Genomic DNA, 18,576 nt, shown 5'->3' on the forward strand with positions numbered 1-18,576 from the left:
GGCAATGTCGGCATCACACCTTCAGGATGCGCTCGCCGCGTCCGATGCCGGAGCTGCCGGTGCGCACGGTCTCGAGGATCGCGCCCGCGTCCAGCCCCTGGATGAATGCGTCGAGCTTGTCGCTCGCGCCCGTCAATTCGATCGTGTAGGTCTTTTCGGTCACGTCGATGATGCGGCCGCGGAAAATGTCCGCCATCCGCTTCATTTCTTCGCGCTCCTTGCCCACTGCACGTACCTTGATCAGCATCAGCTCGCGTTCGATGTGTGCACCGTCGGTCAGGTCCACCACTTTCACCACCTCGATCAGGCGGTTCAGATGCTTCGTGATCTGTTCGATCACGTCGTCGGAGCCAATGGAAACGATGGTGAGCCGCGACAGCGATTGGTCTTCGGTCGGCGCCACCGTCAAGGTTTCGATGTTGTAGCCGCGTGCGGAAAACAGACCGACCACGCGCGACAGCGCGCCCGGTTCGTTCTCCAGCAGGACGGAAATGATGTGTCTCATGTTCGCTTCTTCCAGAATGTGTCCGTGTCGATTCACTCGCGCCGCGCGCCGCCGCGTGCCGCACCGCCCTTCGTGAAGGCGGCCGCTTCGGCCCAGGCGCGCGTCGCGCCGTTACAGGTCTTCCGATCCGAGCAGCATCTCGGTGATGCCCTTGCCGGCCTGTACCATCGGCCAGACGTTTTCGGTCGGATCGGTCTGGAAGTCGAGAAACACGGTGCGGTCCTTCAGGCGCAGCGCTTCCTTCAGCGCCGGCTCCACATCCGAAGTCTTTTCGATCCGCATGCCGACATGGCCGTACGCTTCGGCGAGCTTCACGAAGTCAGGCAGCGCATCCATGTACGAATGCGAATAGCGCTTGCTGTATTCGATCTGCTGCCACTGGCGAACCATGCCGAGATAGCGGTTGTTCAGCGAAATGATCTTCACGGGCGTGTCGTACTGCAGGCAGGTCGACAACTCCTGAATGCACATCTGGATCGAGCCTTCGCCCGTGATGCACAGCACGTCGTCGTCCGGGTGCGCCATCTTGACGCCCATCGCTGCCGGCAGGCCGAAGCCCATCGTGCCGAGGCCGCCGGAGTTGATCCAGCGACGCGGCTTGTTGAAACGATAGAACTGCGCCGCCCACATCTGGTGCTGGCCGACGTCCGAGCACACGAACGCATTGCCGTCCGTCAGCTCCCACGCCTTCTCGACCACGTACTGCGGCTTGATGATCTCGCTTTCGCGGTCGTACTTCAGGCAGTCCTTCGCGCGCCAGCCCTCGATGTCCTTCCACCATTGCGCGAGGGCTTCGGTGTCGGGGCCATGCTCGGCCGTCTGCAACTGCTCGATCAGCTCCTTCAGCACCTCCTTCACGTCGCCGACGATCGGGATGTCGACCTTCACGCGCTTCGAGATCGACGACGGGTCGATGTCGATGTGGATGATCTTGCGCGGACGCGACGCGAAGTGCGCCGGATCGCCGATCACGCGGTCGTCGAAGCGGGCACCGATCGCGATCAGCACGTCGCAGTGCTGCATCGCCATGTTCGCTTCGTAGGTGCCGTGCATGCCGAGCATGCCGAGGAATTTCTTGTCCGACGCGCGATAGCCGCCGAGGCCCATCAGCGTGTTCGTGACCGGGTAGCCGAGCAGGTCCGCGAACTGGTTCAGTTCGCGCGACGCGTCGGCGAGGATGATGCCGCCGCCCGTGTAGATGTACGGACGCTTCGCCGTCAGCAGCAGCGACACGGCCTTGCGGATCTGGCCCGAATGGCCCTTCGTGACCGGGTTGTACGAACGCAGCGACACGCTCTTGACCGGCTCGTACTGGCACGGCGTCTTCGAGATGTCCTTCGGGATGTCGATCAGCACGGGGCCCGGACGGCCGGTGCGGGCGATGTAGAACGCCTTCTTGACGGTTTCCGCGAGGTCGCGCACGTCCTTCACGAGGAAGTTGTGCTTCACGCACGGACGCGTGATGCCGACGGTGTCGCACTCTTGGAAGGCATCCTGGCCGATCGCGGCCGTGGGCACCTGGCCGCTGATCACGACCATCGGGATCGAATCCATGTACGCCGTTGCGATGCCGGTCACCGCGTTGGTGACACCGGGGCCCGACGTCACGAGGCAAACGCCGACATTGCCGGTGGAACGCGCATACGCATCGGCTGCGTGCACGGCCGCCTGTTCGTGGCGCACCAGCACGTGCTGAATCTTGTCCTGCTTGTAAAGCTCGTCGTAGATGTAGAGTACCGAGCCGCCGGGGTAGCCCCAGATGAATTCGACGTTTTCATCGGCCAGTGCCTTCATGAGCACGGTGCCGCCGATGGAGTCGCTATCGGGAGGGGAAAGGGGTTCCGACGTGGAGAATTCCGCGCTGGGCATGTTCATTTTGACCTTTCGAATTTTCGGCAAAAAATTGATCGGGTGCTCTCTGCCGGGCTTGTGGCTCGGGTTCAAGCGGCGCGTCCAGTTTGAAGGGCAGGCTTCTTGGGCCAGCCTCAAATGAGACCATCACTTCATGTTGCGAATCGCTGACGATAGCGGGTCGCGAATGGGTCGTCAAGCAAAATATCCCGCAGCGCATCATGGGCCCCGCCCGGCACCCCGCCGCCGCGGCTCGCGCGCAACGTGCGGCGCCCGCCCCGGTGCCAAGCGGCACGAAAATTTGATAGCATCCGCGGGTTTTACGAAATTTTTCGACCTTTTTCACCACGCAGCGGCCCGCAGCGCATACCTTCACGGAATGGCATCAGACAAGGAACTCGCCGACTTTCTGGCGGGCGTCGAAAGGCGCGCGTTCAAGCAGGCCGCGTACGCCGTGCGTGACGACGATGCATCGCTCGACATCGTGCAGGACGCGATGATCAAGCTTGCGGAGAAGTACGGCGACCGGCCGGCGGCCGAGCTGCCGCTGCTTTTTCAGCGGATCCTGCAGAACGCGATCCACGACTGGTTCCGCCGGCAGAAGGTCCGCAACACGTGGGTCACGCTGTTCTCGTCGCTGAACAACACCGACGACGACGATTTCGACCCGCTCGAAACCCTCGAATCCGCGGACGACAACGCGGGCGTCGAAAGCAGCGAGCACCGCCTCGAACGAGAGCAGGTTCTGGCCCTGATCGACGAAGAAATCCAGAAACTTCCGACGCGTCAACGGGAAGCGTTCCTGATGCGTTATTGGGAAGATATGGATGTCGCCGAGACTGCCGCCGCAATGGGGTGCTCCGAGGGCAGCGTCAAGACGCACTGCTCGCGAGCCACCCACACCCTGGCGCAAGCGCTCAAGGCCAAAGGAATCACGCTATGAGCTCCGCTCCCGCAAATCGAGAACACGAATTCGCGCTGAAGGTGCGCCGCGCGCTGGACGAGCGCGCGGCCGACCTGCCTGCCGCGACCACCGACCGTCTGGCCGCCGCCCGCCGGGCTGCGCTCGCGCGCAAGAAGCCCGAAGCCGCGACCGTGCCGGTGTTCGTGCCGGCCTTCGCCGGCGCGGCCGGTGCGTACGGCACGGCGCCCGCGGGCCGCCCGCAGGCCGGCCGCCCGTCGTTCGCGCGCCGCCTGCTGCGCGCGTGGCCGCTGGCGCTGCTGCTCGCGGGGCTCGTCGGCATCGCCTACTGGGAAGACATGCAGCGCACCGCCGAACTCGCCGACATCGACGCGGCGATGCTCAGCGACGACCTGCCGCTCAACGCGTATCTCGATCACGGGTTCAACGCGTATCTGTCGCGTGCGCACTAACAGACAATAACGAGGGGATCGCACGGGTGAGTCAGAAGCGCGGCCTGGCCGTATTTTTCGGATGCGTAATCGCGATCGCCGTTTCCTACGTCGCCACGTACCCACGATTCCACCCGGCCCCCGCGACGCCCACCGCCGCGGCCAACAGCCCTGCCGCGCCCGCATCGGCCGCGACCGGGCTGACCACCGAACTCCCTCCGCTGCCCCTGCGGCTGCCGGCCGCGTCCGGCCCGCTGTCCTGGGCGCGCCTCACGCCGGCGCAACACGCGGCACTCGCGCCGTTCGCCGACCAGTGGGATGGCTTCAGCGACGCACGCAAGCGCAAATGGCTGAAGATCGCATCGCGTTTCGCGAAGTTGACGCCCGATGATCAAAAACGCCTGCAGGACCGGATGACCGAATGGGCGCGGATGACGCCCGAGCAGCGCCGCGTCGCGCGCGAGAACTACCAGAGTGCGAAGGAGCTGTCCGCGCAGGCGCGCGAGCGGGCCTGGAAGGCGTACCAGCAACTCCCCGAAGAGCAGAAGGAACGTCTCGCGGCCGCCGAGCGCCGCCGCCGGCCGAGCGTCGTCAGCGCGCCGCCGACCGTCGCCGACCGTGACGTCCGTCGCCTCGTCAATTCGCACGATCACGCCGCAAGCGGCGCAGCCACCGCGCCGGCGCCCGTCTCGGCCGCCGCCGCGCAGCCGGTGCCCGCGTCGTCGACGGCCGGCACCGCATCCGCGCCGGCCGCCGTGGCGCCCGTGTCGCCCGCCGACGCCCCCTCGCTGTTCAAGGGCTCCTGAGCGGCCGTGGCGAACGCCCGCGCCCCCGAAACATCGGCCGCCGCGCCGTCCGTGCGGCGGCGCCTCGCCGCGCTGCTCTACGAAGGCGTGCTGCTGTTCGGCGTGGTGTTCTTCGCCGGACTCGCGTTCAGCCTCGCGACGCAGCAGCGCAACGGCCTCGTCCATCACAACCTGCTCGCCGCCTGGATCGCGCTCGTGGTCGGCGCGTACTTCGTCTGGTTCTGGACCCACGGCGGCCAGACGCTACCGATGAAAACGTGGCGGCTGCGGCTCGAATCGTCGAGCGGCCGGCCGCTGAGCGCGGGCCACGCGCTCGTCCGCTATGCGCTCGGCTGGCTGTGGTTCCTGCCGCCGCTCGCGCTGCATCCGCTCCTCGGCCTGTCGGTACCCGTCACGCTCGCACTCACCGCCGCGTGGATCGTCGTGTGGGCCGGCGCGGCCCGGCTGCATGCCGGCCGCCAGTTTCCGCACGACCGGATCGCACGCACGCGCGTCGTCGCCATCCCGCGTTGAAGCGCTGACGCACCGCATTCACCAGACGAAAGCACGTCGCCGAGGCGACTCCCGCCCGGCCCGACAGCCTTGCCGGACAAGCGCCGGACGTTCAGTACGGCAGGTCACACAACGTCCCGACATTCACTGCTAAACACCTTGCAGCGGTCGTAATAAGAACGTCTCGTGACTGTCACGGCACAGTCACGCCCGCATGGCGGAATGCCGGTAATGTCAACCGGCGCGAGTCATGCATGGGCCAGAAAACGTCTGCGACCTCCCTGTTCCGTCACCCTCTCGGCGCCCGCGCCGCCACCGCCTTCCTGTCCGGTTCCGCCGCAACCGACGGGCGGGTGTCGCAAGAACCGCCTGCCGGTCACGCCACGCGGCATGACGACCCCGACTCGTCCGCGCATCGCTACCGCACCATCTGGCTGTCCGACATCCACCTCGGTTCGAGCGGCTGCCAGGCGCCGTACCTGCTCGACTTCCTGCGCCACAACGATTCGGAGTACCTGTACCTCGTCGGCGACATCATCGACGGCTGGCAACTGAAAAAGGGCTGGTACTGGCCGCAGGCGCACAACGACGTCGTGCAGAAGATCCTGCGCAAGGCGCGCAAGGGGACGCAGGTCGTCTACATCCCGGGCAACCACGACGAAGGCGCGCGGCAGTTCTGCGACCTCGCGTTCGGCGACATCCAGGTGCGCGGCGAGGCGTTCCACACGACGCTCGCAGGCAAACGTTTGTGGATCGTGCACGGCGACCTGTTCGACGGCGTGATCCAGCACGCGAAATGGCTCGCGTACCTCGGCGACACGCTCTACACGCTGATCCTCGTGCTGAACCGCTGGTTCAACCGGATCCGCAGCCGGCTCGGCTTCCAGTACTGGTCGCTGTCGCAGTACCTGAAGCACCAGGTCAAGAACGCCGTCAACTTCATCTCGCAGTTCGAGACCGTGATGACCGACGAGGCGCGCCGCCGCGGTTGCGACGGCGTCGTGTGCGGGCACATTCACAAGGCGGAGATCCGCGACATCGACGGCGTGCTGTACTGCAACGACGGCGACTGGGTCGAGAGCCTGTCCGCACTCGTCGAAACGATGGAAGGCGAACTGAAGATCGTCTACTGGACGGTGATGCGCACCGCACCGTCGGAAACCACGTCGCGCAAGGCCAAGGCCACTGCCTGACACAACCCCGCACCTACAGGACATTGCCGCGATGAAGATCATGATCGTCACCGACGCGTGGGAACCGCAGGTCAACGGCGTCGTGCGCACGCTGAAGAGCACGTCGCGCGAACTCACCGCGCTCGGCCACCGCGTCGAACTGCTGACGCCGCTCGAATTCCGCACGGTGCCCTGCCCGACCTACCCCGAGATCCGCCTGTCGATCCTGCCGTACCGCAAGCTGCGCGCGCGGATCGACGCGTTCGCCCCCGACGCGCTGCACATCGCGACCGAAGGCCCGCTCGGCCTCGCCGCGCGGCGCTATGCACGCTCGCGCAAGCTGCCGTACACGACCGCGTATCACACGCGCTTTCCGGAGTACGTGCAGGCGCGCTTCGGCATCCCGCTCGCGGCGACCTACCGCTTCCTGCACTGGTTCCATGGCCCGTCGCTCGCGGTGATGGCGCCGACGCCGGTGGTCAAGCAGGATCTCGAGAAATTCGGCTTCACGAACGTCGTGCTGTGGACCCGCGGCGTCGACCTCGACGTGTTCCGGCCGATGGAATCGAAGGTGCTCAATACCGCGCGGCCGATCTTCCTCTATGTCGGCCGCGTCGCGATCGAGAAGAACGTCGAGGCGTTCCTGCGCCTCGACCTGCCCGGCTCGAAATGGGTCGCCGGCGAAGGCCCCGCGCTCGCGGAGCTGAAGTCGCGTTATCCGGAGGCAAACTATCTCGGCGTGCTGTCACAGGCCGAGCTCGCGAAGGTGTATGCTGCGGCCGACGTGTTCGTGTTCCCGAGTCGCACCGACACGTTCGGCCTCGTGCTGCTCGAGGCGCTCGCCTGCGGCACGCCGGTTGCCGCCTATCCCGTGACGGGCCCGATCGACGTGCTCGGCGAAGGCGACGCCGGCGCGATGCACGAGGACCTGCAGGAAGCCTGCCTCGAAGCGCTGAAGATCGAACGCGCGACTGCGCGCGCATGGGCCGAACGCTTTTCGTGGCGCGCGGCGTCCGAGCAGTTCGCGTCGCATCTGAAGCCGCTGCCGAAGACCGCGTACTCGCCAGCAGAAGGTGCCGCCGTTTGAAACGAGACCTGAACGACAAGTCCCCGCCCCCCGACGCCACGCCGCAACGGCACCGTCCGTTCGACGAGGAAGAGCCGCATGCCGATGCGGACGTGCACGCGCACGAGCCGCTCGGCCCCGACGATCGGCTGACGCCGCTGCCGCCGAACCCGTACAAGCGCCACCGCGGCATCACGCGCGCCTGGTACGCGCTCAAGCATTCGCTGAACGGCTTTCGCGTCGCGATCCGCGAGGAGAGCGCGTTTCGCCAGGAACTCACGCTCGCCGCGCTGATGCTCCCGATCGGCGCGTTTGCGCCGGTGCCGGCCGCCTCGCGCGCGCTGCTGATCGCGTCGGTGCTGCTCGTGCTGATCGTCGAGCTGCTGAACTCGAGCGTCGAGGCCGCGATCGACCGCATCTCGCTCGAACGCCACGAACTCTCCAAACGTGCGAAGGACCTCGGCAGCGCGGCCGTGACGGTCGCGCTGTTCGCATGCGTGACGACGTGGGCCTTCGTGCTCGGCCCGGTCGTCGCACACTGGCTGGGCTTCTAGACAAGCGCCGGGCGCACGCGCCGCGCACCGCCCGCGTGCGGCGCTGCACCATGCGCCGTGCGGGGCCGCGCACACGAAATGCGCCCGGTGTGGCGAAACCCCGGTTTATAATCGTCCGCTAGACATAGAACAGCAACCCGCGCCGGACGAATCACGCAGCATCGATTGCAGCGCCCGCCAGTCCGGCACACACAGGGCCGGACGACATGGAAGCGAAACCTCCCCGCCGCACCCGCGAACGGATTCTCGAGTTGTCGTTGAAACTCTTCAACGAGATCGGCGAGCCGAACGTCACGACCACGACGATCGCCGAGGAAATGGAAATCAGTCCAGGCAACCTGTACTACCATTTCCGCAACAAGGACGACATCATCAACAGCATCTTCGCGCAGTTCGAGCAGCAGATCGAACGGCGGCTGCGCTTTCCCGAAGATCACCGTCCGACGATCGACGAAACCTGGTCGTACCTGCAGTACATGGCCGATTTCATGTGGACCTACCGGTTCCTGTATCGCGACCTCAACGACCTGCTCGCGCGCAATCGCACGCTCGAGACGCACTTCAAGCAGATCATCAGCCACAAGGTGCGCTTCGCGCGCGACATGTGCGAGCTGCTCGTATCCGACGCCGAGATGGTCGCGACCCCCGCCGAGATCGAGGTCATCGCCACCAACATGGCCGTCATTTCGACGTACTGGCTGTCGTATCAGTACGTGATGCATCCACGCAAGTACAACGACCAGGACGCGATCCGCGAGGAACTGCACCAGGTCAGCATGCACGTGATCTCCGTGATGGCACCGTATCTGCGCGGCCGTTCGCGCCAGCTGTTCGACGACCTGGTCTCCGGCAAGCTGCCGAAGCGCCAGTTCACCGACTACCTGCCGCCGCGCGACGGCTCGCCGCGACCGGCAGACAGCCCCGTCGTCACCGGGCAGGCCCCCGCCAAGGATTCCAAGCAATGAAGGCAGTCTGTGTTTACTGCGGCTCGTCGTCCGGCGTCCGGCCCATCTATGCCGACGCCGCGCGCGCATTCGGCCGCGCGCTCGTCGATGCGGGCCTCACGCTCGTCTACGGCGGCGGCCGCGTCGGCCTGATGGGCGTGATCGCCGACGAAGTGATGGCGGCCGGCGGCCGTGCGGTCGGCGTGATCCCCGAATTGCTCGTCGACAAGGAAGTCGGCCATACGGGGCTGTCGGAACTGCACGTCGTGCCCGACATGCACCACCGCAAGAAAATGATGGCCGACCTCTCCGACGCGTTCGTCGCGATGCCCGGCGGCGCCGGCACGCTCGAAGAGCTATTCGAGGTCTACACGTGGGCGCAGCTCGGCTATCACCGCAAGCCCGTCGCGGTCTACAACATCGATTCGTTCTACGATCCGTTGATCGCGCTGCTGCGCCATACGGTCGACGAAGGCTTCATGCGTCCGGCCTATTTCGACGCGCTGTGCGTCGAATCCGAACCCGTCGAGCTGATCGAGCGACTGCGTCGCTACCAGCCGCCCGCCCGCGACAAGTGGGCACCCGACGCAGCCAAGTAAGCGCCACCGGAACCCGCACGCGATGACCGCACCGTCCGACCGCAAGGCCGTCCTCATCACCGGCGCGAGCCGTGGCATCGGCCGCGCGACCGCCGTGCTCGCGGCCGGGCGCGGCTGGGACGTCGGCATCAACTACGCGCGCGACGCGGCGGCGGCCGAACTCACCGCGCAGGCCGTCCGCGACGCGGGCGGCCGTGCATGCGTCGTCGCGGGCGACGTCGCGAACGAAGCCGACGTCGTCGCGATGTTCGACACCGTCACGGCCGCATTCGGTCGCTTCGACGCGCTCGTCAACAACGCGGGCATCGTCGCGCCGTCGATGCCGCTCGCCGACATGCCGGCCGACCGGCTGCGGCGGATGTTCGACACCAACGTGCTCGGCGCGTACCTGTGCGCGCGCGAAGCGGCGCGCCGGCTGTCCACCGACCGTGGCGGTCGCGGCGGCGCGATCGTCAACGTATCGTCGATCGCCTCCCGGCTCGGCTCGCCGAACGAATACGTCGACTACGCGGGCTCGAAGGGCGCGGTCGATTCGCTGACGATCGGTCTTGCGAAGGAACTCGGCCCGCACGGCGTGCGCGTCAACGCGGTACGCCCCGGCCTGATCGAGACCGAAATTCACGCGAGCGGCGGCCAGCCGGGCCGTGCGGCCCGCCTCGGCGCAACGACGCCGCTCGGCCGCGCGGGCGAAGCGCAGGAGATCGCCGAAGCGATCGTCTGGCTGCTTGGCGACGCGGCGTCCTACACGACGGGTGCCCTGCTCGACGTCGGCGGCGGCCGGTAATGCCGTACTGCGGCGCAGCAAAAACCGCCGCCCGAGAGGATCAGTCGTCACGACACCACAAATCTCCACAATTCCGTGACACTATCAGTAAACTCTCGTAACAATTCCATGGTCTACTAGCGGGCATTCAGACAGGCGTCATCAACACCTGTCCGTTATCCCTTGATGTGACCCTAATCGGTCCTGCCCATGTCGCCGGACCGGCTCGACTCGACCCGAGATCTTTTCCATGCCCGGAACCGCAGCGCCCGGCCGGCGACGCACGTCTGTGCCCGCCCCGGCTCAGCACACCCGCTCGACCGCCGACACCGACCTCACCGCAACGCTCGACGTCGCCGGCACGCCCGACGCCGCCTCGACCGTCGCAACCAGCACCACGCACGAGCGCTCGTTCCTGCTCGGCTGGCGCGCATGGCTGTTCGTCGCCGCGCTGATCTGCGCGTACGTGCTGCCGGGCGTCCTCGGTCACGATCCCTGGAAACAGGACGAAACCTACACGTTCGGCATCATCCAGCACATGCTCGAGACGGGCGACTTCGTCGTGCCGACCAATGCCGGCCTGCCGTTCATGGAAAAGCCGCCACTTTACGCGTGGGTCGCGACCAGCCTCGCATGGCTGCTGCAACGCGTGATGCCGCTGCACGACGCAGCGCGACTCGCGAGCGCGCTGTTCGCCGCGCTCGCGTTCGGCTTCATCGCACGCACGGCGCGCGTCGCCAGCCGCGCGGACACCTGGTTCGACCTGCGCGTGATCGGCCCCGTCGTGTTGAGCGCGGGCACGCTCGTCGTCATCAAGCACGTGCACGACATGATGACCGACGTCGCGCTGTTCGCCGGCACGGCAATCGGCTTTAGCGGGCTGCTCGAACTCGTGATGCAGCACGTCGCGCGCGCGCAGCAGATGCGCCACGGGCTGCCGGTCCGGCCGTCGGGCCGCTGGGCCGCACCGATCTTCGGCGCGGGCGTCGGCATTGCACTGATGGCGAAGGGGCTGTTCGTGCCGCTCGTGTTCGCGGCCTCGCTCGTCGGCGCGCTGGTGCTCTATCCGGCCTGCCGCACCCGCTCGTTCGCGCGCGCGCTCGGCATCGCCGCGCTCGTGTTCGCGCCGTTCGCGCTCATCTGGCCGACCGCGCTGTTCATGCGCTCCGAGACGCTGTTCATGACGTGGTTCTGGGATAACAACGTCGGCCGCTTCTTCGGCTTCTCCGTCCCCGAACTGGGCGCGGAAAACGACAAGCCGTTCTTCATCCTCCGCGCGTTCCTGCTCGTCGGCTTCCCGGTCGCGCCGCTCGCGATCGTCGCGCTCGCGCGCGGCGTGTGGCGCGACTGGCGGACGCCGCGCGTCGCGCTGCCCGTCTTGTTCTCCGGCATCGGTCTCGCCGTGCTGCAAGTGTCCGCGACGTCGCGCCAGCTCTACATCCTGCCGTTCTTCGCGCCGCTCGCGCTGGTCGCCGCGCAGGCCATCGAGCGCCTGCCGCGCCGGCTGCATCTCGCGTGGGATTACCTGAGCCGCATCCTGTTCGGCGCGGCCGTGGCGCTCGCCTGGGCAATCTGGGCGGTGATGGCCGATCCGGCCGCGTCGCGCGCGGATCTGGCGCCGCTCGGCCGCTGGCTGCCGCTCGACTGGACGATGCCGATCGAACCCGCGCTCGTGACCGGCGCGCTCGTGCTGACGGTCGGCTGGCTCACGCTGCTGCCGAAACTGCGCGCGACGGGCCTCTGGCGCGGCGCACTGTCGTGGGGCGCCGGCGCACTCGTCGCATGGGGGCTCATCTACACGCTGCTTCTGCCGTGGCTCGACGTCGCGAAGAGCTACCGCTCGGTGTTCGACGACCTGAACGCGCATCTCGCGCTCGAATGGAACGACGGCGACTGCATGGCGAGCCTGCACGGGCTCGGCGAATCGGAAGCGCCGATGCTGTACTACTTCTCCGGCATCCAGCACACGCCGATCGACGACGCGAAAACGACGCGCTGCACCTGGATGATCGTCCAGGGTGTGCGGGCCGTCGATCCGGCGCCGGGCAGCGAATGGAAATTGTTCTGGTCGGGCGCGCGCCCGGGCGACAACGACGAACTGCTGCGCGTGTACGTGCGCACGCCCGAGCAGCACCTGCAGTGACGGATGACGGCACGGCGCACCGTCGTGCGTCCCCTCGTGCCATGCGTGGAACGGCGAACACCGCCGCCTGACACGCGAACAGCCGCCGGGAAACGCGCGCCGCCGACCGGCGCGCCCGGCTGACACGGTGGCCGCGCGACGCCGCGGGGCTGCCCCCTCCCCTTATCGCGCGATTGCGCGGATCTTCAGAACGACGAACCGGGCTCGCGAAGAAACGCCGTTTCCTCGTCGCTCGACTCGCGTCCGAGAATCGCGTTCCGGTGCGGAAAGCGGCCGAAGCGCTCGACGACGGCCGCATGCAGCAACGCGAAGCGGTGGTAGCTTTCGCACCCCGCCTCGTCGCGGATGCCCGCGCACAGGCGCACGGCCTCGCGCTGGCTCTCGACCGACTCGTCGTGCTCGAACGGCAGATACGCAAACGCGCGGTGATGTCCGCTCGGCAACTGCGCGTCCCAGCCGGCCGCGACCACGCGGCGTGCAAGCGCGAGCGCCTTCGGGTCGGCGGCAAACGCGCGCGGCGTACCGCGATGGATGTTGCGCGAGAACTGGTCGAGCACGACGATCAACGCAAGTGCACCCGACGGCGAACCTGCCCAGTGATCGCATCCGCCGTCGCACGCAGCGTCGAGCAAGGCGCCATAGCGTGTGCGCAGCACGTCGTCGAACGCCGCCCCGCCGTTGAACCAGACCTTGCGCGCCTGCCCGAATTCGGCCGAGCCCGGCTCGCCGAACCAGAAATCCAGGATCTCCCGCGCATGCGGATCAAGCGCCGCGCCTGCGTGGGTGGTGTCGATCGTCATGCAAACTCCAGGACGAGGCGCCGGGTGCGCGCGCTCTTCTTTTCCAGTTTCGCGATTCGCAGCTCGCCGATTTCGGCCGTGTTGCGCACATGCGTGCCGCCGCACGGCTGCAGGTCGACATGCTCGATGCGCAGCAGCCGCACCCGGCCGAGGCCCATCGGCGGCTTCACGCTCATCGTGCGCACGAGGTCCGGCCGCCCGGCCATCTCGTCGTCGGTGATCCACTCGGTCGTGACCGGGTGCGCGCCGACCACCAGGCCGGCGAGGCGCCGCTCGACATCGTCGCGGTCGATCGGGTCGGACGTCGCGAAATCGAGGCGGACATAGTCGGCCGTCACGCTGCAGCCGTCGACCGCGTACGGCAGCACCGCGCACATCAGGTGCGCGGCCGTATGCAGGCGCATGTGGCGGTAGCGGCGCAGCCAGTCGATCTCCGCGGCGACGCGCGTGCCGGGCACGAGCGCCGCGACACGCGCCTCCTGCCCCGGTGCGGGCACGTGCACGGCATCGTCGGGCGTCGCGCCGTCGAACTTCGCCTTGCGCGTATCGGCGATCGCGATCGTGCTGCCGTCGGGCAGCGTCAGCGTGCCGGTGTCGCCGGCCTGGCCGCCGCCGAGCGGATAGAACACGGTGCGGTCGAGCCGGATGCCGTCTTCACCGACGGCCAGAACGACCGCGTCGCATTGCGTGAGGTACGCGTCTTCGCGAAACAGCGCTTGTGTCGTCATCGGGCAAACCTCGTATCGATTGGGGAAGCGGCCAGTGTCGCGCCACGCGGTGCGCGCGCCCAGACGCAGATCGCCCCGCGCGCGTGCAGCGGCGTACCGGTCGGTCAACCGGGCCGGTTGCGCATCCAGTCGGCCGTATCGTAGAACGAATGCATGAGCCGCTCGCGCAGCGGTTCGGGCAATCCGACATCCTCCATCGCCCACGCCATGCAGCGCAGCCACTGATCGCGCTCGACCGACGCGATCGGGAACGGCAGGTGCCGCGCACGCAGCCGCGGATGGCCGAACCGGCTGATGTAGTGGTCGGGGCCGCCGAGCCACCCGCACAGGAACCAGAACAGCTTGTCGCGCGAACCGTCGAGCGACGCCGGGTGCAGCGCGCGAATCTGCGCGAACTCGGGCTCGAGGTCCATCAGGTCGTAAAAGCGGTCCACCATTTCGCGCACGCGGGCTTCACCGCCCACGAGTTCGAACGCCGTCGGCTGCGACGGCGCATCGTCATTCACATCGGTCATACGGATAGTCGGAAAACGGGATCTTCGGGGCCGCCGGCGACGCTCATGCGTCGCGCAGCGACTGCAGCGCGGGGCGCCGCAGCACATTATGCAGGCTCAGCCAGCCGGCCGCACCGGCGCACGCGATGCCGGCCGCGATGCCGGCCGGCACGAGCCACGGATCGACGGCGAGCTGGAAGTCGAACACGCGCGACGCGAGCACCCAGCCGACCGCGATCGCACCCGCCGCCGCCAGTGCGCCGGCCAGCGCGCCGACCACGATGAATTCCGCGCGCTGCACCGCATTGACCTGCGCCCGCGATGCGCCGAGCGCGCGCAGCAGCGCAGCCTCGCGCACCCGCTCGTCGCGCGTGCCGGCCAGCGCCGTGTAGAGCACGAGCACACCGGCCGCGAGCGTGAACGCGAACAGGAACTGCACCGCACCGACCACCTGCAGCATCATCCGCTGCAACTGCGCGAGGATCGGCGCGACGTCGATCGCGGTCAGGTTCGGGTAGCGCGCGATCAGCGGATCGAGCAGCGCGGCGTCCGAGGCCGGCAGATGGAAGCTCGTCAGGTATACGGCCGGGAAATCCTTCAGCACCGGCGGCGGCATCAGCACGAAGAAATTGACGCGGAACGAGCCCCAGTCGAGCTTGCGCACGCTCGTGATCGGCGCGTCGACCGTCAGCCCCGTCACGTCGAAGCGCAGTACGTCGCCCGGCTTCACGTTCAGCGTCTTCGCGAGGCCGGCCTCGATCGAGATCTGCGGCGTGGCCGCGGTGCCGAACCAGTCGCCTTCGACGATCCGGTTGTCGGACGGCAGCTCGGTCGTATAAGACAGGTTGAACTCGCGGTCGACGAGCCGGCGGGCCTCGTCGGACGGGTAGGCATCCGGATTCACCGGCTTGCCGTTGATCGCGACGAGGCGGCCGCGCACCATCGGCGCGGGCACCGCGTCGCGCACGCCGTGCGCGGTCAGATACGCCGCGACGTCGGCACGCTGGTCGGGCTGGATGTCGATCAGGAACTGGTTCGGCGCATCGGGCGGCGTCGACTGCCGCCAGCCCGCAACGAGGTCGTTGCGCGTGATCGCGATCAACAGCAGGCACATCAGGCCGAGCGCCAGCGCGGTGATCTGCAGCGCGCTGGCCGTGCCGCGCCGGTGCAACGACGCGAGCGCGTAACGCCAGCCGACGCCCGCGGCCACACGCGCGTTGCGCACCGTCCGCGCGGCGGCGAACAGCACGAGCCGCGCGATCAGCGCGAAACCGACCAGCGCGCCGGCGAAACCGCCCGCGACGATCAGCCCGAGCTTCAGGTTGCCGGCGGCCACGATCAGCAGCCCCGCGAACAGCACGACGCCGATCGCATACGCAGCCCACGCAGTGCGCGACGCGTCGCCCCACTCGCGCCGCAGCACGCGCACCGGCGGCACGCGCGTGAGCGGCACGAGCGGCGGCAGCGCGAAGCCGAGCAGCAGCACGAGCGCGGCGCCCACGCCGATCAGCGCCGGCCACGGCGTGGGCGGCGGCAGCACCACGTCGATCAGTCCGCCGAGCGCGGCCAGCAACGCCCAGTGGCCGCCGTAGCCAAGCACCGCGCCTGCGGCGCCGGATACGATGCCGATGCCGGCGAATTCGAGCGCGAACAACGCGCCGAGCGTGCGGCGGCTCACGCCGAGACAGCGCATCGTCGCGCAGCCGTCAAGGTGGCGCCGCATGTAGCGCTGCGCGGCCATCGCGATCGCGACCGCCGCGAGCAGCGCGGTGAGCAGCGCGACGAGCGTCAGGAAGTGGCGCGCGCGATCCAGCGTCTGCCGCACCTGCGGCTGGCCTTCCTGCAGCGACTCGAGACCGGCACCGCGCAGCTTCCCGCCGTCGACGCGTGCGTGCGCATACGCTTCGAAGCGCGCGACGGCCTGCTGGTCGCCGGCGACCAGCAGCCGGTATGTGACCCGGCTGCCGTAGCCCGTGAGCCCGGTCGCGGCGAGTTCGTCCGCGCGCATCATCAGCCGCGGCGAAAAATTGACGAACGAAAACCCGCGATCGAGTTCGCGGGAGATCGATGCGGCGACCTTGAACGTGCGCAACCCGACGCGCACCGTATCGCCCGCCTTCAGGTGCAGCGCATCGAGCAGCGCCGGATCGGCCCATACGGTGCCCGGCGCGGGAATCCCGGCCGCCTTCTGCGAGGCGGAGGCACCGGCCGGCAGGATCTCGACCGCGCCGCGCAACGGATATCCGGGAGACACGGCCTTCACGGCCGCGAGGCGCGACGGCGCCGCGTCGGACGCCTGCCCGCCCGTGGCGGACGCGATCATGCTCGGGAAGATCGCGGTCGTCGCGGTACGCAGGCCGAGCGCGCGAGCCTGCCGGTCGAACGACGGATCGACGGGGCGGTCGGCCCGCACGACGAAATCGGCGCCGAGCATCTGGCGCGCGTCGCGCTCGAGCCCCTGGCGCAGCCGGTCGGCGAGGAAGCCGACGCTCGTCAGCGCCGCGACCGCGAGTACCAGCGCAAGGACGAGCAGCGTCAGCTCGCCCGCGCGCCAGTCGCGCGCGGTCATGCGGGCAGCCTGGCGGATCAGGTCGCGCAGGCCGAAGCGGCCGGCATGCGCACGCATCTCATGGCCGGGTTGCCCGGCGGGCGGCTGCGCCGCGTGTTGCCGCCCCTTCAATCGCGCTTCCCCCCGATCGAGTTCAGCCGCGACACCATGTGGTTCGCCATGCCGCGAAAGCCGCCCGAGACACCCCGCCACAGGCGCGGGAGCGCCCACGCGGAAGCCGCGATGAAGGCGGCGAGCAGCACCAGGAAGGCGAGCGGAACGAAGAACGCGAGCACGAGCCCGCCGACCACGAGGCCGTCCTCGGTCGACGATGCGACCCAGTTCGAAATCGGTTCGGGAGACAGGTTGATCAGCGCGCGCGTGCCGGCCTTCGCCACGTGCGCGGCACCGGCGAGCGAACCGCCGGCGAGCCCCGCGACCGCGAGCACGGTCGGATCGGCATGGCCGAGCGCGCCGGCCGCGAGCACGGCGCCGGCCGGAATGCGGATGAAGGTGTGCACGGCATCCCACAGCGAGTCGAACGCGGGGATCTTGTCGGCAAGGAATTCGGTGACGGTGAGCACGGCCGCGGCGCCGATGACCCACGGGGACATCAGGACGGCCAGCGTGTCGGGCAGGTGCAGCCAGCCGAACCGCGCCAGCAGGCCGGCGATCAGCACCGTCAGGTACAGGCGCAGGCCGCTCGCCCACGCGAGCCCCGCGCCGAGCGAAATGGCTTCGATCATGGCCCTCTCCTTGCACTTTCCGTGCGCTTTGCCGATTGATCGGATCGGGTCGGACAGACCGGCCGCGTGGCGCGTGGCGACCGGCACCGCGTGCCGCGAGAAGCACGACGGTATTCAGGCCCGAATGCGTTCCATTATAGACAGGCCGGACGGGCGGCCGGCGCAATTCCGCGGCGCGGCACCCGGGCGCGGGCGCACCCGGATGCGGTCGTCAGGCCGCCGACGACAGCTTGAGGCCGATCAGCCCCGCGACGATCAGCGCGGCACTCGCGACACGCGCGGCGGTCAGCGCCTCGCCCATCATCACGATGCCGAACACGAACGCACCGACCGCGCCGATGCCCGTCCACACCGCGTATGCGGTGCCGAGCGGCAACTGGCGCATCGCGACCGCGAGCAGCCCGAAGCTGGCCAGCGCCGTCACGATCGTAAACACCGACGGACCGAGCTTCGTGAAGCCGTCCGACGATTTCAGGCCGGCCGCCCAGGCCACTTCCAGCAAACCGGCAATCAACAACCATACCCACGCCATCCCGACGTACTCCGTATCGGATGGGGCCGTCCCCGTTGAAGCGAATGTCCCGGGGTCGTCCCCGGGCGGCGCCGAGTATAACAAGATGCTTACGGACACGCCGGCGGCCGGCCGGGGGCGCGACCGGCCGGGCCCGGTCAGTTCGAGACGCGCTTCGGCGTCGCGCCGCCGACGCAGCGGTCGTCGCGGTACAGCGCCCACTCCTCGCACACGCGGCCGTCCTTGAACACGCACATGCCGACCTGCCCGCTCGACAGGTTGCGTACCGTGTGGTGGCCGCCGAGCTTGGTGCAATTGACCGAAGCGGGATTGGCCGCCGCCTGCTGGGACGACGGCGGCTGCTGCCCGGGCGGCAGCGGTTGGGCGAACGCGCCAGACGCGGCAAGCGCCAGCGCACAGATGACGACCAGACGGACGGACATTGCACGCTCCTCGTTTTCGTTCGCGGAGCGGTCAGGATAACGGGGAATGAGCGCCGGG

20 protein-coding genes are annotated in these 18,576 nt (G+C 68.3%); 11 read left to right on the forward strand and 9 right to left on the reverse strand.

Going from position 1 to position 18,576, the window contains the following annotated elements; all coding sequences use genetic code 11:
* Positions 1–13 precede the first annotated feature (13 nt).
* On the reverse strand, positions 14–505 hold the full coding sequence (gene ilvN, locus ACTJLD_RS31135) for an acetolactate synthase small subunit (RefSeq protein WP_011352712.1): 492 nt from the start codon (positions 503–505) through the stop codon (positions 14–16).
* Positions 506–616: 111 nt separating this feature from the next.
* A complete protein-coding gene (locus ACTJLD_RS31140) occupies positions 617–2,380 on the reverse strand; it encodes an acetolactate synthase 3 catalytic subunit (RefSeq protein WP_027786860.1) in 1,764 nt (587 codons plus the stop codon).
* 355 nt (positions 2,381–2,735) lie between these two features.
* On the opposite strand from ACTJLD_RS31140, the gene ACTJLD_RS31145 reads away from it, so the two are divergent.
* The 11 genes from ACTJLD_RS31145 (at position 2,736) to ACTJLD_RS31195 (ending at position 12,248) form a co-directional block, all read left to right on the forward strand.
* Entirely contained in the window at positions 2,736–3,299 is a 564-nt protein-coding gene (locus ACTJLD_RS31145) for an RNA polymerase sigma factor (protein WP_027784998.1), read from the forward strand.
* On the forward strand, positions 3,296–3,730 hold the full coding sequence (locus ACTJLD_RS31150) for a DUF3619 family protein (protein WP_027786859.1): 435 nt from the start codon (positions 3,296–3,298) through the stop codon (positions 3,728–3,730). The genes ACTJLD_RS31145 and ACTJLD_RS31150 overlap by 4 nt, the downstream gene beginning before the upstream one ends.
* 26 nt (positions 3,731–3,756) lie before the next feature.
* A complete protein-coding gene (locus tag ACTJLD_RS31155; protein WP_440660553.1) occupies positions 3,757–4,515 on the forward strand; it encodes a DUF3106 domain-containing protein in 759 nt (252 codons plus the stop codon).
* 6 nt (positions 4,516–4,521) lie between these two features.
* Positions 4,522–5,028 (forward strand): RDD family protein, encoded by a 507-nt coding sequence (locus ACTJLD_RS31160; protein WP_440660555.1) that lies wholly within the window; start codon positions 4,522–4,524, stop codon positions 5,026–5,028.
* Positions 5,029–5,261: 233 nt separating this feature from the next.
* Positions 5,262–6,200: a UDP-2,3-diacylglucosamine diphosphatase gene (locus tag ACTJLD_RS31165; RefSeq protein WP_027786856.1), complete on the forward strand. Its 939-nt coding sequence runs from the start codon at positions 5,262–5,264 to the stop codon at positions 6,198–6,200.
* A 31-nt stretch (positions 6,201–6,231) separates the two neighbouring features.
* Positions 6,232–7,266, forward strand: a complete 1,035-nt coding sequence (locus ACTJLD_RS31170; protein ID WP_027786855.1) for a glycosyltransferase family 4 protein — start codon at positions 6,232–6,234, stop codon at positions 7,264–7,266.
* The gene (locus ACTJLD_RS31175) at positions 7,263–7,799 is read left to right on the forward strand and encodes a diacylglycerol kinase (protein WP_027786854.1); all 537 of its coding nucleotides are present in this window, start codon (positions 7,263–7,265) and stop codon (positions 7,797–7,799) included. The genes ACTJLD_RS31170 and ACTJLD_RS31175 overlap by 4 nt, the downstream gene beginning before the upstream one ends.
* A gap of 206 nt (positions 7,800–8,005) precedes the next feature.
* Positions 8,006–8,764, forward strand: coding sequence for a TetR/AcrR family transcriptional regulator (locus tag ACTJLD_RS31180; protein WP_021161119.1), 759 nt, complete (start codon positions 8,006–8,008; stop codon positions 8,762–8,764).
* Positions 8,761–9,342 (forward strand): TIGR00730 family Rossman fold protein, encoded by a 582-nt coding sequence (locus tag ACTJLD_RS31185; protein WP_021161118.1) that lies wholly within the window; start codon positions 8,761–8,763, stop codon positions 9,340–9,342. Before ACTJLD_RS31180 ends, ACTJLD_RS31185 begins: the two co-directional genes overlap by 4 nt.
* 22 nt (positions 9,343–9,364) lie before the next feature.
* Entirely contained in the window at positions 9,365–10,126 is a 762-nt protein-coding gene (locus ACTJLD_RS31190) for an SDR family oxidoreductase (RefSeq protein ID WP_027786852.1), read from the forward strand.
* A gap of 229 nt (positions 10,127–10,355) precedes the next feature.
* The gene (locus tag ACTJLD_RS31195) at positions 10,356–12,248 is read left to right on the forward strand and encodes an ArnT family glycosyltransferase (RefSeq protein ID WP_322076028.1); all 1,893 of its coding nucleotides are present in this window, start codon (positions 10,356–10,358) and stop codon (positions 12,246–12,248) included.
* 185 nt (positions 12,249–12,433) lie between these two features.
* Here the strand turns inward: ACTJLD_RS31195 and ACTJLD_RS31200 are convergent, their stop codons facing one another.
* The 7 genes from ACTJLD_RS31200 to ACTJLD_RS31230 form a co-directional block, all read right to left on the reverse strand.
* Positions 12,434–13,048, reverse strand: coding sequence for a DUF924 family protein (locus ACTJLD_RS31200; RefSeq protein ID WP_060172968.1), 615 nt, complete (start codon positions 13,046–13,048; stop codon positions 12,434–12,436).
* Positions 13,045–13,776 (reverse strand): alanyl-tRNA editing protein, encoded by a 732-nt coding sequence (locus tag ACTJLD_RS31205; RefSeq protein ID WP_048020474.1) that lies wholly within the window; start codon positions 13,774–13,776, stop codon positions 13,045–13,047. Before ACTJLD_RS31205 ends, ACTJLD_RS31200 begins: the two co-directional genes overlap by 4 nt.
* Positions 13,777–13,880: 104 nt before the next feature.
* The gene (locus ACTJLD_RS31210) at positions 13,881–14,291 is read right to left on the reverse strand and encodes a group II truncated hemoglobin (protein ID WP_006398765.1); all 411 of its coding nucleotides are present in this window, start codon (positions 14,289–14,291) and stop codon (positions 13,881–13,883) included.
* A 43-nt stretch (positions 14,292–14,334) separates the two neighbouring features.
* A complete protein-coding gene (locus ACTJLD_RS31215) occupies positions 14,335–16,896 on the reverse strand; it encodes an ABC transporter permease (RefSeq protein ID WP_440660559.1) in 2,562 nt (853 codons plus the stop codon).
* A 50-nt stretch (positions 16,897–16,946) separates the two neighbouring features.
* On the reverse strand, positions 16,947–17,564 hold the full coding sequence (locus ACTJLD_RS31220; RefSeq protein ID WP_021161113.1) for a DUF4126 domain-containing protein: 618 nt from the start codon (positions 17,562–17,564) through the stop codon (positions 16,947–16,949).
* Between the two features lie 211 nt (positions 17,565–17,775).
* Complete coding sequence (gene sugE / locus ACTJLD_RS31225) at positions 17,776–18,096, reverse strand: quaternary ammonium compound efflux SMR transporter SugE (protein WP_027786846.1); 321 nt, start codon at positions 18,094–18,096, stop codon at positions 17,776–17,778.
* Positions 18,097–18,233: 137 nt separating this feature from the next.
* Positions 18,234–18,518: a putative hemolysin gene (locus ACTJLD_RS31230; protein WP_119339102.1), complete on the reverse strand. Its 285-nt coding sequence runs from the start codon at positions 18,516–18,518 to the stop codon at positions 18,234–18,236.
* Positions 18,519–18,576 lie beyond the last annotated feature (58 nt).

This window comes from Burkholderia sp. 22088 (assembly GCF_052045915.1).
Lineage (GTDB): Bacteria > Pseudomonadota > Gammaproteobacteria > Burkholderiales > Burkholderiaceae > Burkholderia > Burkholderia cepacia.

Coding starts and splice junctions, on each gene's coding strand:
- ilvN (WP_011352712.1), bottom strand. CDS start 505: ATGAGACACATCATTTCCGTCCTGCTGGAGAACGAACCGGGCGCGCTG.
- ACTJLD_RS31140 (WP_027786860.1), bottom strand. CDS start 2,380: ATGAACATGCCCAGCGCGGAATTCTCCACGTCGGAACCCCTTTCCCCT.
- ACTJLD_RS31145 (WP_027784998.1), top strand. CDS start 2,736: ATGGCATCAGACAAGGAACTCGCCGACTTTCTGGCGGGCGTCGAAAGG.
- ACTJLD_RS31150 (WP_027786859.1), top strand. CDS start 3,296: ATGAGCTCCGCTCCCGCAAATCGAGAACACGAATTCGCGCTGAAGGTG.
- ACTJLD_RS31165 (WP_027786856.1), top strand. CDS start 5,262: ATGGGCCAGAAAACGTCTGCGACCTCCCTGTTCCGTCACCCTCTCGGC.
- ACTJLD_RS31170 (WP_027786855.1), top strand. CDS start 6,232: ATGAAGATCATGATCGTCACCGACGCGTGGGAACCGCAGGTCAACGGC.
- ACTJLD_RS31180 (WP_021161119.1), top strand. CDS start 8,006: ATGGAAGCGAAACCTCCCCGCCGCACCCGCGAACGGATTCTCGAGTTG.
- ACTJLD_RS31185 (WP_021161118.1), top strand. CDS start 8,761: ATGAAGGCAGTCTGTGTTTACTGCGGCTCGTCGTCCGGCGTCCGGCCC.
- ACTJLD_RS31190 (WP_027786852.1), top strand. CDS start 9,365: ATGACCGCACCGTCCGACCGCAAGGCCGTCCTCATCACCGGCGCGAGC.
- ACTJLD_RS31195 (WP_322076028.1), top strand. CDS start 10,356: ATGCCCGGAACCGCAGCGCCCGGCCGGCGACGCACGTCTGTGCCCGCC.
- ACTJLD_RS31200 (WP_060172968.1), bottom strand. CDS start 13,048: ATGACGATCGACACCACCCACGCAGGCGCGGCGCTTGATCCGCATGCG.
- ACTJLD_RS31205 (WP_048020474.1), bottom strand. CDS start 13,776: ATGACGACACAAGCGCTGTTTCGCGAAGACGCGTACCTCACGCAATGC.
- ACTJLD_RS31210 (WP_006398765.1), bottom strand. CDS start 14,291: ATGACCGATGTGAATGACGATGCGCCGTCGCAGCCGACGGCGTTCGAA.
- ACTJLD_RS31215 (WP_440660559.1), bottom strand. CDS start 16,896: ATGCGTGCGCATGCCGGCCGCTTCGGCCTGCGCGACCTGATCCGCCAG.
- ACTJLD_RS31220 (WP_021161113.1), bottom strand. CDS start 17,564: ATGATCGAAGCCATTTCGCTCGGCGCGGGGCTCGCGTGGGCGAGCGGC.
- sugE (WP_027786846.1), bottom strand. CDS start 18,096: ATGGCGTGGGTATGGTTGTTGATTGCCGGTTTGCTGGAAGTGGCCTGG.
- ACTJLD_RS31230 (WP_119339102.1), bottom strand. CDS start 18,518: ATGTCCGTCCGTCTGGTCGTCATCTGTGCGCTGGCGCTTGCCGCGTCT.